The organism is Desulfosporosinus fructosivorans, assembly GCF_004766045.1.
GTDB lineage: Bacteria > Bacillota > Desulfitobacteriia > Desulfitobacteriales > Desulfitobacteriaceae > Desulfosporosinus > Desulfosporosinus fructosivorans.
The window spans coordinates 33,514-46,670 of the sequence record NZ_SPQQ01000018.1 but is presented as its reverse complement, the minus strand read 5'-3'; the positions used below and the strand labels follow the sequence as shown (position 1 = coordinate 46,670).

The following is a 13,157-nucleotide window of genomic DNA, read 5'->3' as shown; positions in this document are numbered from 1 at the left end:
AATATTGCAGATAAATGTCGAACAAATATAGAGTGGTTGCTTAATTATCCGGTATTAGAAAGGACAATTCAGAATGGAAAAGTCAACCTATATTGGTTTGATACTAGCAGCAATTGCTGTCGGAGTGGGGATGGTTTTGAAAGGCGCTAGTCTTGCATCCCTACTGAACCCTGCTGCATTGCTAATTATTTTTGTGGGTACTGCAGCAACATTATTTATTGGTTTTCCAATGAACGAATTAAAAGCAGTTCCAAAGCTTTTTAAGATTCTGTTTACTACCCAATCATCAATCTCTAAAAGTGAACTTATTAACCAAATTGGAGATTGGGCAACAGTTAGTCGTCGAGAGGGCTTGCTTGCCCTAGAAAGTAAGGCGGAGGAGATTGAAGATGAATTCCTAAGAAATGGGATGCGCATGGTCATTGACGGGAATGACCCGGAATTTATTCGTGATGTGCTCACGGAGAACATTTCTGCTATGGAGGAACGTCATCGACAGGGTGCGCTCATCTTTACTCAAGCAGGTACTTATGCACCAACTTTAGGTGTACTGGGTGCTGTTGTTGGTTTAATTGCAGCCTTAAGTAATCTTAACGAGGTAGAAAAATTAGGACATTTGATTTCTGCCGCTTTTGTGGCAACCTTACTAGGGATCTTTTCCGGTTACGTCTTATGGCACCCCATGGCCAACAAATTAAAACAAAAATCTAAAAGAGAGTCACTATTGAAGACAATGATGGCAGAAGGCCTTCTAGCGATTCAAGGAGGCGAACCTGTATTATCGATTAACCAAAGGCTAGCCGTTTTTCTTTCTCCTTCGGAACGCAAAATCATGGAGGAAAAAGAGCTTGCGAAAACATAAGAAAGAGCATCATGAAGAACATATCGATGAAACTTGGTTGATTCCCTATGCAGACTTGTTAACGTTATTATTGGCATTATTTATTATATTATTTGCATCCAGTAAAGTAGATGAAAAAAAATATGCCCAGGTTATGCAGGGTTTGAACAGTGCCTTTAATGGAGGCGTAAGTGTTTTTGAAGAATCCGATACTATATCATTAGATGATGTTTCTGTTAATGATACAAAGAAAATGCAAGAAAGTATGCAAGACCAAAAGTTAAAGGACCAGATAAATAAAGAAAAACAGGATATGGAAGCGATTAAAAAAAAGCTTGATGTTTATATTAATGACAATGGACTGTCCCTGCAACTCCGGACAGTGGTCACAAACGATATGTTGAAAGTTACGATTCAGGATTATGCTTTATTCGATTCAGGAACGGCTGTAGTAAAACCAGAGGCCCAAAAACTTGCTGCGGTCATTTCGAACATGTTAAGCATGTATCCAGATTACAAAGTAGAGGTTGCTGGGTATACTGATAATATCCCTATTAGAACGAATGAATTTGATTCTAACTGGGATTTAAGTTCGAGACGGTCTTTAAATTTTATGAAGTATCTGTTGAAATTGGAAAGCATTAACCAAGCTCGATTTCGGTCTATTGGATATGGTGAGTATCAACCAATTGATACCAATCTAACGCCTGAGGGACGGGCGAAAAATCGGCGTGTAGACGTGAATATTATTCGGAATACAATCGAAGTCAAAAGTACTATTCCATAAGAGTGGTATTTGTATCTGCTACTAAAATAGTCAGTCATGTTTATCAATTAAGATTATATGATAAGCGTTATTTAAACTAGAAAGGTGAGATTATGCGTAAACGAAGTTTTTTACCTATGAATAGAGCAGACATGGAGGTTCTTGGTTGGGATGAACTAGACTTTCTTCTAATTACTGGAGACGCTTATGTAGATCATCCAAGCTTTGGAATTGCTATTATCGCCCGTGTCTTGGAAAAACATGATTTCCGGGTGGGAATTTTGGCTCAGCCTGATTGGAAGGATCTCCGGGATTTTCGAGCTATGGGAAAACCGCGTTTGGCGTGTTTGATCTCAGGCGGGAATCTCGATTCCATGGTTAATCACTATACGGCGGCCAAAAAGAAACGTCATAAGGACTCTTATTCTCCTGGAGGAAAGCCCGGGCTCCGTCCAGATCGGGCCACTATCGCCTATTCTAATCGCGTACGGGAAGTGCTTCAAGGTGTTCCTGTTATTATTGGGGGAATTGAGGCGTCCTTGAGGCGTTTTGCCCATTATGATTATTGGAGCAATGATGTTAAGCGATCCATTCTACTCGATAGTCAAGCGGACTTGCTGGTCTTTGGGATGGGAGAAAAGGCAATTGTGGAAGTTGCCGAACGACTAAATAGTGGTGAGTCGATTGATCAGATAACGGATGTTAGGGGAACTATGGTGCCTTTGACTGGGGATGTAGTGCCTCAAAATACTTTGGTTCTGGCAAGTTTCGATGACGTTACAACTGACAAGAAGAAGTATGCTGAGGCTTTTTGGGTGCAATATAATCAGCAGGACCCCTTTCGAGGAAAACCAATGTATCAACCTCATGGGCGTAAAAGTGTGATGCAAAACAAGCCAGCACTACCTTTGACACAAGCAGAAATGGATGCCATCTATGCCCTACCATTTATGGGAACATATCATCCGTCTTATGAAGACCTTGGAGGAGTCCCGGCTATTGAAGAAGTGGAATTTAGTCTTACCAGCGTCAGAGGATGTTATGGAGCATGCTCATTTTGTGCTTTAACGTTTCATCAGGGACGAATTATTCAAAGCCGAAGTGCTGAATCGATTATTCGAGAGGCTGAGAAGATGACTTGGAATGATCGTTTTAAAGGATATATTCATGATGTAGGGGGCCCTACAGCTAACTTTCGTCGACCGGCGTGCAAGGAACAATTAAACAGGGGGGCTTGTTCCCATAAACAGTGCCTTTTTCCTGAACCGTGTGATAAGCTTGAAAATGATCATGAGGAATACTTGGACCTTTTGCGCAGCTTGCGTAGTTTGCCAAAGGTCAAGAAGGTGTTCGTCCGTTCAGGAATCCGTTATGATGTCGTTTTAGCGGATCGAGATTCGGGGTTTATACGTGAGCTTTGTGAGCACCACGTGAGTGGCCAATTGAAAGTCGCTCCAGAACATGTCAGTAACGAAGTACTTCGTCTGATGGGCAAACCCGGTAAAGTCGTCTACGAAGAATTTGTGCAGCGGTTCCATGAAGCCAATGAAGAACTGGGGAAAGAACAATATCTAGTCCCCTATTTGATGTCTTCTCATCCAGGAAGCACTCTGAAAGAAGCAGTCGAATTAGCAGAATATGTTCGAGATATGGGGGTCAATCCTGAGCAAGTCCAGGATTTCATCCCGACGCCAGGAACACTCTCCACCTGTATGTATTACACTGGCTTAGATCCTCACACAATGAAGGAAGTATATATTCCCCGTAGCATGCATGAGAAGGCCATGCAGAGAGCTCTAATTCAGTATCGAAGTCCAAGAAATCATGCGTTAGTAGAAGAGGCCTTACGTTTAGCTCATCGGGAAGATTTGATCGGGTATGGACCTAAATGTCTTATTCGACCTAGAAAATATGTGCGATCAGATTCGTTAGAACAGGATGGTAAGCCAATGAAGTCAAGTAAGGGACCAGTGAGACGATCAGGTATGAAGAAAAAGGATACGCCTGGCAAAGAAACATCGTACAAAGGTGCACAGGGTAAAGAATTTCGGCCAAAAGAGTCTCAACGCGAAGATGCGACTCAAAAGGGTATGCAGAGTAAAGAACCACGTTACAAAGGGGTGCGAAGCATAGAAGCGCCGCACAAGGCTATACAGGGTAAAGCATCACGCTACAAGGATTCGCGAAGTTTAGAAGAAGCACCTAAAGGCGCGCCGGGCAAACCAGGTCGCTATAAAGATGCGCGAAGCGGTGAAAAAGCACCTTATAAGGGGGCGCCAGGTAAGGCGGGTGGCTACAGGGATGCGCGAACAGTCGAAAAAGTGGCGCGCAAGGGTGCTCCAAGTAGCGAGGAACGCTTCAAGGATACGCGAAGCATAGAAACACCAAAAGGTGCGCCCACAAAAGAGGGACGCTACAAGGGTTCTCAGGGTGCAGAAAAACCCCCTTACAAGGGAGCGCCAGTCGAAGAGGGTCGCTCCAGAGCTGAGCGGAGCCTAGTGACTCCTTACAAAGGTGCTCTTGGCAAAGCAGCACCACCATTTAAGGACGCACGAGGGAAAGAAGCGGCACCGTACAATGGTGGACAAGGTAGAGCGAGCGTTTATAAGGGTGCACGAAGTGTAGAAGCACCGTATAAAAGCGTACGGGACAAAGAAGTAGCGCATACAAGTCCGCAAAGCAAAGAGGCACCGAGCGAGGGTATTCAGGAAAAGGAAAAGGGACGATTTTGGAGAGGTGCCGATAATCAAATCCATAAGGGTAAGAGAAAACATCGCGGGGGTAAGAAAAAATAAGTAAGTAGGCGAAGGGTTCCTAACTTTCATAAATCCAAGAGAAATCGGAGAACTGCTTTAGTGCCAGTTCACAAAGAAGATAATAAATCACGGGCTATCCAAAATACAAAAATGAATTGTCCCTAGTACGTGAAGTCCAACAATCAGCATACCTGGTTGTTGGGCTCTTTCGTAATGGTACATAAACTCTAAGAAAGAACCCAACCCCGAATGTACTCTTATGTGTAATCTTGAAGATGTGATAATGCTGGATCAGTCAAGAAGTCATTCTCGCGATTTAAGTAATTTCGCGGCAGGTTATTTTTGTCTAAGTACGTAGTACCACTCGCAATTGAAGTGGGAGTCTATGATAGATAAATAAACTAGGGGCGTAGCGAAACTGAAGTTTCGTTACGCCCCTAGTTTATTTAGGAAGTATTCCCGTGCTTAGCGTTTATTGAGGAGGATGTTAACGTGGTATTGATTTGAATCCGTATCGAGGAATTTATGTTTGTTGTGGGGTTTTTTAGATAGGATGGTCTTGTATTATAGAGGATCAGTTAAGTTAGAGTGAGTAACAAAATTTTGCAAGAGCCTGGTTAAAGAGACGGATATGGACCTTTTCATCCAGAATAATGCGATAGAGTATGGCCTGGATGTATGGATCAGCGATCGAACGGATATGTTTTTGGTATTCTTCTATCGCTTTATATTCTGCGTTGATATCAGCTTTTAATTGTTCACAAAGATTTGTCCCATAATATATATAATTTCCTGTCCAGAACTTTCCTGCGGTACTATACGAACCTCGAATGACTGGGTTCCCGCCAAGTTTCTTGATGAGTTCGGCTAGGATTTCCATATGTAGCATTTCTGTGATTGATACATTTTCCAAGAGCTCTCCTAGTTGCTGATCGATATCTTTAAAGAAAAAATGATGGTAAATGTATTGGCTTATGGCCGTAAATTCACTGACAACACCGGCATAGTCATCCATTAACAGTTCGGCATAGTGAATATTAGGACCCTGAACTTTGATTTCGGGGTAGGGAGAGGGATCGGAATAACCTTCTCTTTTATGCATTCCGTGATTGGCTTCACTCATTAAAAATACCTCCCCAAATAGTATTCTTATACATGTATATTTGGCAAGAGGTATTTAATGAGTAATTAATATAAAACTTGCACATATCCTGTCACACAGCGCCTTTGTGTTTGAGTCTCAAACAGTCCCTCGTCGTAGCGTAGGATTAGTAACGCCGAAGGCGCAAACCCACACGAATAATTCTTTCTACTCCCATTCACCAAACTCGTCTGTCAGAGTATCTTCAACTTCGTCCAGAGATATGCGTCCTATTTCTTTAAGGTGTCCGTCTTCTGACCATACAAGAAAATCTTCGTAGATTAATTCTGGTTCATGATAGTAAAATTTCAGAAAAGAAAACCATACCCCCTCGGTGTGTCTGTTCTCCTCGTAACGAAGTAGGTAATATTCAGTCTCTTCGAGCGTGCTTTGAAAGAAAATCGCATGGCCGGGAACGAGTAGCACTACACGAGCATCTGCATACTCACGACCTCCAAATTGAAGGGTAAATGCCTGTAGGTTACTTTGATTATTTGCCTGTTGCAGTGGGTCGAGGGATTGCTCTCCAAGGGCAATCCAAGTGTAAACAGCGTCTGTCGCTTGGGTGTTTTCCATTTCTTCCGAAATATTGTCGAGGCGGCGCGCTACAATCGGGGGGAGTGTGTATTCTTGGCAGCTTTTAGAACGACAGTGGTAAATAGGTACATTTGCTATGTGCCCCACACCATGGACCAAGTCAACAGGGACGGTTCGAGTTGTCAGATAACCAGTATCTCCACAGCCGCACGTGTCCAGAGGATCTAACGTTTGATCAAACACAAATGACACCTCACTAATCTTTATCTACGTTCAGGAAATTCTATAAGTAGGAGTTCTATGTTTTGTTTCGGTAGGGGGTAAGGGATTAATTCTACAAGCAGTGAATATTTCCTTTTTATATTAATCTTTATACATTAAATGTAGCCAATTAACACAAACTTTACACAGAGATAATATAGGCTTAACGTTTGTATGGTACATTGGGTATAGAAAATAAGAATTTGATAGGGGAGAATTTAATGTTTGCTAAAAAAAGTAAATTCTTAACTGGCATATTGACAGGTGTGTTGGCACTTTCGCTGGTAGGGTGCGGTACGAGTACACCAAGTGAAGAGAAGGCTGAGAAGGTTAACCTCACTGGGGCAGGAAGTACCTTCGCTTATCCACTACTTAACCAACAAATCGAGGAATATCGCAAAAACAACCTAACGATTATGATTAACTACCAGGGGAATGGTAGTGGGGCTGGAATCAAGCAAGTTTCAGAGCAAACCATAGATTTCGGAGCAACGGATGGTCCCATGACCGATGAGCAGCTTAAAGCTGCAAAAGGGGGTAAAATTCTTCAGATCCCGTTAACGCTTGGAGCTGTAGCGGTCACTTATAATATTCCCGATGGCCCGAAAGATCTTAAATTAAATCCCTCGGTACTAGCTGATATTTTCCTTGGAACGATTACCAATTGGAATGATAAACGGATCGCGACCGATAATCCAGGGGTAACGTTACCAGATTTAAAGATTGCTGTTGCTCGTCGGTCAGATGGGAGCGGAACCACATATATTTTCTCAGACTATCTTAGCAGTATAAGTCCAGACTGGTCAAGTAAGGTCGGTAAAGGGACCTCTGTGAATTGGCCTGTGGGGATTGGAGGTAAAGGCAACGCTGGTGTTGCAGGTGCTATTACACAAACTCCAGGCTCTATCGGATATGTAGAACTCGCTTATGCTGTTCAAAACAACCTGTCCTTTGCTACTTTGCAAAACAAAGAAGGCAAATGGGTTGCACCATCGCTTAAAGGCGCTTCTGCTGCTGCAGATGCAACCAAAATCCCTGATGACATGAGAGTGTCGCTTGTCAATGCTCCAGGTGCTGACTCTTATCCAATTGCTGGATTCACTTGGGCTTTATTATATCAGGATCAAAAAGACAAAGCCAAAGGGGCAGCGCTTGTCAACTTCCTAAACTGGTCTATTCATGAAGGGCAAACAATTTCAGAAGGGTTACTTTACGCTAAGTTACCTGCGGATTTAGTAACTCGTGAGGAAGCAATTCTTAAGACTATCACCAATGAAGGACAACCTCTGCTAAAGTAGAGACTAACGAATAATGTCATTTATAGGTGGGGAGGGCTCAGCTGACGCTGGGCTTTTCCATGTGCCTAATGTATACTTATGGTAATCTTATTGAGTACATACTACTGGCACGTTTTATAGAGATGTAAATGAGGAAGGTGGAAGGATCAGAAGATATGGGTAAAAAGAACAGGCTCACAGCTTCCATGGGAGATACGACCTTGCGTTTACTGACACTGTTGATGGCCATCAGTGTTTTGGTTCTTATGGCTTGGATGGGGTGGCAGATGTATGACTCGGCACTTCTGAGTATTGAAAAGTTTGGCTTTAGCTTCATTACGGGTCGTGAATGGGATCCAGTCAAGGAACAATTTGGCGCCCTACCGTTTATCTATGGGACCTTAGTGACTTCCCTTTTAGCTTTAATTATTGCAGCTCCGATTGGTCTTGGAGTCGCAATTTTTCTAAATGAGATGGCAACCTCAAGAGTTCGTTCGGTGATTGCTTTTTTGGTTGAAATGCTTGCTGCGATTCCCAGCGTTGTTTACGGATTATGGGGAATTTTTGTCTTAGCACCATGGCTGAGAGAAACTGTCGAACCAGGACTCGCCAAGTGGTTTGGATTTCTTCCTCTATTTCAAGGTACGCCACTTGGCTTTGGTATGTTAGCGGGGGGGTTGATCTTGGCAATTATGATCCTGCCGACAATTGCCGCGATATCTGGGGAAGTAATGGCGGCAGTGCCGAATGAACAGCGGGAAGCTGCCTTAGCCTTGGGGGCTACGAAGTGGGAAATGATTCGGATAGCGGTTCTGCCCTATGCCAGATCAGGGATTCTAGGGGGAGTGATGCTTGGTTTAGGCCGAGCCCTGGGAGAAACAATGGCGGTAACTATGTTGATTGGAAATCGCCCAGATATTCTGCCCTCCTTGTTTGCCCCTGCTTATTCTATGGCAGCAGTGATTGCGAACGAGTTTACAGAAGCAACGTACGAACTTTATTTAAGTGCACTCGTTGAAATTGGCCTTATTCTGTTTGGTATTACCCTTATACTGAATGTCTTTGCACGACTCCTTGTTTGGTCTGTAGCACGTGGACCGAAGGGAGGAATTTCATAATGAATGATCGCCTACGTAAATATCGCAACCGCATCATGATGGGGATTTTTATCGTCGCGACACTAATTGCGCTTATTCCTTTATTCGGTGTTCTCGGTTACGTTGTTATTAACGGCTTTAGCGTTATGAACTTAGAATTTTTTATCAATTTACCAAAGGCAATGGGTGCGCCTGGGGGTGGGATGGCTAATTCGATTGTGGGAACCCTAATCATGGTGTTGATCGCGAGTCTCATAGGGATTCCAGTTGGTATTCTCGCAGCGATTTATTTGACAGAGTATGATCGGACAAGCTGGTTAAGTATTGCAGTCCGTTTTGCCACCGATGTATTGACAGGAATTCCGTCAATTATTGTCGGTATTGTAATATACACTGCCGTGGTTTTGAAAATGGGACATTTTTCTGCTCTAGCAGGAGGTCTTGCCCTTTCGATTATTATGATCCCACTGATTATCCGTTCGACAGAAGAAATGTTAAAACTTGTTTCCCATTCGATTAGGGAAGCGGGTTATGCCCTAGGGATTTCCAAAGGTAAGACTATTTTAAGAATTGTCTTACCTACTGCAGCGAAGGGAATTATCACAGGAGCAATGTTGGCAGTGGCCCGTGTTTCAGGGGAGACAGCTCCGTTACTGTTCACGGCGTTAGGAAATCAGTACTGGGCCCGTTCTCTAAATGAGCCGATTGCAGCATTGCCTGTACAAATTTATCAGTATGCTACCTCTCCCTATAAAGAGTGGCATCAGCAAGCCTGGGCAGGATCTTTAGTGTTAATATCAATGGTAGTGATTCTCAATTTGATTGCACGTTTCGCATTTCGCTCGCGGAGCAACTAGAAGGAGGTGGCTTTCTAAATGGGTCAGAGTTTAAGTGTTCGTAAGCTTGAAGCATGGTATGGGTCTAATAAAACCCTTAAAGGCATAAATATGGAAATCGACCCAAATCAAGTAACGGCGATCATCGGGCCTTCGGGGTGTGGTAAATCAACCTTTGTACGCTGTATTAACCGGATGCATGAGACCTTACCAGGGACAAAAGTCAAAGGTGAAATCATTTTGGATGGGGAAAGTATTTATGATCAAGATCCCGTGGCGTTACGTAAAATGGTTGGGATGGTGTTTCAGAAAGCGAATCCGTTTCCTTCAATGAGTATTTATGAAAATGTTGTGGCTGGGCTAAGGCTTAATGGAATGAAAAGTAAGCAAAAGTTACTAGAAAGTGCAGAGAAAAGTTTACGCATGGCGGCATTATGGGATGAAGTAAAAGATCGCTTGAATTATTCGGGAATGAGCTTGTCAGGCGGACAGCAGCAGCGTCTCTGCATTGCCAGGGCTCTTGCGGTAGAGCCGTCTGTACTGCTCATGGATGAACCAGCTTCTGCCTTAGATCCGATTGCAACAACGCACATTGAAGAATTAATCAGGCAACTAAAAGAAAATTACACCATTCTAATTGTCACGCATAATATGCAACAGGCTGCCCGCATCGCAGATTCTACGGCGTTCTTTCTGAACGGTGAACTTGTGGAACATGGACCGACCTCCGAAATATTTACGAATCCACACGATAAACGTACAGAAGACTATATTACAGGACGATTCGGTTAAAGGGGGATTATCAATGCGTCAGTCACTCAATGAAGGACAGTTAATTTTGAATAATCTACTTAAAGATATGGGGCAAGAAGTCGAAAGGATCCTACTAGGATGTATAGAAACCCTAAAATCTCTTGATCGGACTCAGGCAGAATTTTGGATTGCCGAGGATCAATTGGTCAACAATCTAGAGCAGCAGGTGGATGATGAATGTGTGCGTTTGATCGCCACGCAGCAGCCCGTTGCCAAGGACTTACGGAAGATTATTTCGGCCATGAAAATATCGACTGATCTCGAACGCATGGCAGATTTGGCCGTCGGTATTGCCAAAGTAGCGCGGAGAATTGAGGGACCTCTCTGTAAACCCCTTATAGACATCCCTCTGATGGCTGAAAAGGCACTTGGAATGATGCGGCAAGGCTTAGAAGCGTATAGTAACGAAGACATGCATCTTGCGCAAGGTCTTGCTGCGCAAGATGATGAGGTTGATCATCTGTATAATCAAGTTGTGCGGGATTTGTTAGTTATCATGACCAAAGCACCTGAAAACTTAGATCAAGGGATGTATTTGACTTTTGCTGGCCGCTATCTAGAACGTTTTGCAGACCATGCAACAAATATCGGCGAAAATGTGATCTATATTGCTACCGCCGAACGGAAAGACCTAAATAAGTGAACTGGTTCTGCTAAAGCTTAATATCAAAGACACTATTCTCAAAAGGAAACTTCAAGTAGCAACGAAGCTTTTACTTTTGAGAATATTTTTTGACCTTGTGGGAGTGTTGGTTTATACTATAATAGGTAAACTAGTTAACACGTTCAATCAAAGTTGAACATCGGGACTTCGATATAGGAGTCTCACCATGAATGATATGGGGTGTAAGGTTGTCGAAAAAAGTAGCGGTAGTCACTTTGGGATGTCCAAAGAATCAGGTGGACAGCGAAATTATGTCTGGGTTACTAGCCCAAGACTATATTTTTATAGATAACCCTGAAGAGGCAGATATTATTGTCGTTAATACATGTACCTTTATACAATCTGCCAAGGAGGAATCGATTGAAACTATCTTTGAGATGTCTCGCTTTAAGGAATCAGGTACTTGTCAGACCCTAATTGCTACAGGATGCTTGGCACAGCAGTATGGACAAGAATTAATGCAAGATATTCCAGAATTAGATGGTGTACTGGGAACTGGTAATATTGATGAAATTAGCAAATTAGTTCAAGCTTCCGAGGGGACACGAACGACGCTTATTAAAGAAGGAATACCAGAGTTCCTTCATAATGAGTTGATGCCTCGCAAACGATCTACGCCCGATTATTTTGCCTTTGTAAAGGTTGCGGAAGGTTGCGATAACTATTGTACTTATTGTATCATTCCGTATGTGCGCGGACATTTTCGCAGCCGTCCGGAAGAATCTGTGATACGCGAAGTCAAAGAAATGGCCGCTCAAGGGGTTAAGGAAATTATGGTCATGGCCCAAGATACGACGCGTTATGGACAAGATCTTACGGGAGAACTTCGCCTGCCTCAGCTGATTCATGAGCTTGCTCGTATTGAGGGTATTGAATGGATTCGATTAATGTATTGTTATCCTGAACGATTTACTGACGAACTGATTGAAACTATGCGCCAGGAACCAAAAGTTTGTAGGTACATCGATTTGCCGTTGCAACATGCGGATAATAAAATATTAAAAGAGATGAATCGACGTGGAACCATTGAGGAGGCTGAAATTCTAATTGGAAAATTGCGCGAGGCCATGCCGGACATCACCATTCGGACGACCATGATCACGGGTTTTCCAGGAGAAAGTGAACAGGAATTTCTCAATATGGTCGACTTCGTTAAGCGCGTTCAATTTGATCGTCTTGGGGTGTTTACTTATTCCCAAGAGGATAATACGCCTGCAGGTCAAAGGGAGGATCAAGTTCCGCTAGAAGTTCGTGAACAACGCCGAGATCAGATTATGCAGATTCAACAAGAAATTTCTCGGGTGAGACAACAACGCTGGGTTGGTCGGGTCACTATGGTGATGCTTGAGCAGAAACAACCAGATGGACGCTGGATGGGACGTACAGAAGGAGACGCTCCAGAAATCGATGGGCAGGTTTATATCAAAGGTACTCATACCTCACTTCAGGTGGGTGACCTGATCAAAGTTCGCATCCTTGAGGCGGATAGCTACGATTTAATAGGAGAGGTTGTTACGTGAATCTACCCAATCGCTTAACTATGGCTCGGATTATTTTGATCCCAGTGTTTATGACCTTTTTGCTACTGAAGATTCCTAAAGGTCATGAGCTTTTTGCGCATCAAGATCTTGTGGCAGCAATAATTTTCATTTTAGCGGCTGCGACGGATGGCTTAGATGGCTATATCGCTCGCAAGCGCAATCAGGTTACTAATTTGGGAAAATTCATGGATCCGCTGGCTGATAAACTATTAGTGTCCGCTGCCCTAATCTCCTTGGTACAGCTAGGAGAGGTGACGGCTTGGGTTGCTTGGATTATCTTGGCAAGGGAGTTTGCCGTGACAGGACTACGAGCCATAGCAGCTGTGGACAGAGTTGTAATCAGTGCTAGTCCACTCGGTAAAATAAAGACTGTTACCCAAATTATTGCGATTTCAGCAATATTATTACATGACTGGCCTCTTTCCTTAATAGGTATTCATATTGGCCAACCCTTTTTATATGTCGCCTTGTTTTTTACTGTCATTTCAGGTCTCGATTATTTGCTTAAATCACGAAAGTTATTACATAAATAGGGGGACAAATCATGAATTACTCCCTTCAAAATGAGACGGTTAGGCGTAAGGCGAAGTGCTCCTAATCGTCTCATTTTTGATCTCTATTACATTA

Annotated in this window: 11 protein-coding genes and 1 pseudogene; 10 read left to right on the top strand and 2 right to left on the bottom strand. The window is 43.2% G+C overall.

Translation table 11 applies throughout. From position 1 onward, the window contains the following. Positions 1-73: 73 nt before the first annotated feature. The 3 genes and pseudogenes from motA to E4K67_RS26700 all read left to right on the top strand — a co-directional run. Positions 74-862, top strand: coding sequence for a flagellar motor stator protein MotA (motA, locus tag E4K67_RS26710; RefSeq protein ID WP_135552356.1), 789 nt, complete (start codon positions 74-76; stop codon positions 860-862). Then, entirely contained in the window at positions 849-1,628 is a 780-nt protein-coding gene (locus E4K67_RS26705) for a flagellar motor protein MotB (protein WP_135552354.1), read from the top strand. Before motA ends, E4K67_RS26705 begins: the two co-directional genes overlap by 14 nt. A gap of 92 nt (positions 1,629-1,720) precedes the next feature. Beyond that, a pseudogene (locus E4K67_RS26700) lies at positions 1,721-3,625 on the top strand (YgiQ family radical SAM protein); the annotation flags it as partial. Between the two features lie 1,321 nt (positions 3,626-4,946). Here the strand turns inward: E4K67_RS26700 and E4K67_RS26695 are convergent. Together E4K67_RS26695 and E4K67_RS26690 are read right to left on the bottom strand one after the other, a co-directional pair. After that, complete coding sequence (locus tag E4K67_RS26695) at positions 4,947-5,486, bottom strand: ferritin-like domain-containing protein (RefSeq protein ID WP_135552393.1); 540 nt, start codon at positions 5,484-5,486, stop codon at positions 4,947-4,949. 186 nt (positions 5,487-5,672) lie between these two features. Then, the gene (locus E4K67_RS26690) at positions 5,673-6,284 is read right to left on the bottom strand and encodes a hypothetical protein (protein ID WP_135552352.1); all 612 of its coding nucleotides are present in this window, start codon (positions 6,282-6,284) and stop codon (positions 5,673-5,675) included. A 239-nt stretch (positions 6,285-6,523) separates the two neighbouring features. On the opposite strand from E4K67_RS26690, the gene pstS reads away from it, so the two are divergent. From pstS to pgsA, 7 genes are all read left to right on the top strand, one after another. After that, entirely contained in the window at positions 6,524-7,600 is a 1,077-nt protein-coding gene (gene pstS / locus E4K67_RS26685; RefSeq protein ID WP_135552350.1) for a phosphate ABC transporter substrate-binding protein PstS, read from the top strand. Between the two features lie 128 nt (positions 7,601-7,728). Then, a complete protein-coding gene (gene pstC / locus E4K67_RS26680) occupies positions 7,729-8,697 on the top strand; it encodes a phosphate ABC transporter permease subunit PstC (protein ID WP_243454642.1) in 969 nt (322 codons plus the stop codon). Continuing rightward, the gene (gene pstA, locus E4K67_RS26675; RefSeq protein ID WP_135552348.1) at positions 8,697-9,533 is read left to right on the top strand and encodes a phosphate ABC transporter permease PstA; all 837 of its coding nucleotides are present in this window, start codon (positions 8,697-8,699) and stop codon (positions 9,531-9,533) included. The genes pstC and pstA overlap by 1 nt, the downstream gene beginning before the upstream one ends. Positions 9,534-9,551: 18 nt before the next feature. Beyond that, positions 9,552-10,304: a phosphate ABC transporter ATP-binding protein PstB gene (pstB, locus tag E4K67_RS26670; protein WP_135552346.1), complete on the top strand. Its 753-nt coding sequence runs from the start codon at positions 9,552-9,554 to the stop codon at positions 10,302-10,304. Between the two features lie 13 nt (positions 10,305-10,317). Then, positions 10,318-10,968 (top strand): phosphate signaling complex protein PhoU, encoded by a 651-nt coding sequence (gene phoU, locus E4K67_RS26665; RefSeq protein WP_135552344.1) that lies wholly within the window; start codon positions 10,318-10,320, stop codon positions 10,966-10,968. Positions 10,969-11,177: 209 nt separating this feature from the next. Beyond that, on the top strand, positions 11,178-12,509 hold the full coding sequence (gene rimO, locus E4K67_RS26660; RefSeq protein ID WP_135552342.1) for a 30S ribosomal protein S12 methylthiotransferase RimO: 1,332 nt from the start codon (positions 11,178-11,180) through the stop codon (positions 12,507-12,509). Further along, entirely contained in the window at positions 12,506-13,063 is a 558-nt protein-coding gene (gene pgsA / locus E4K67_RS26655) for a CDP-diacylglycerol--glycerol-3-phosphate 3-phosphatidyltransferase (RefSeq protein ID WP_135552340.1), read from the top strand. Before rimO ends, pgsA begins: the two co-directional genes overlap by 4 nt. The last annotated feature ends 94 nt before the right edge of the window (positions 13,064-13,157 follow it).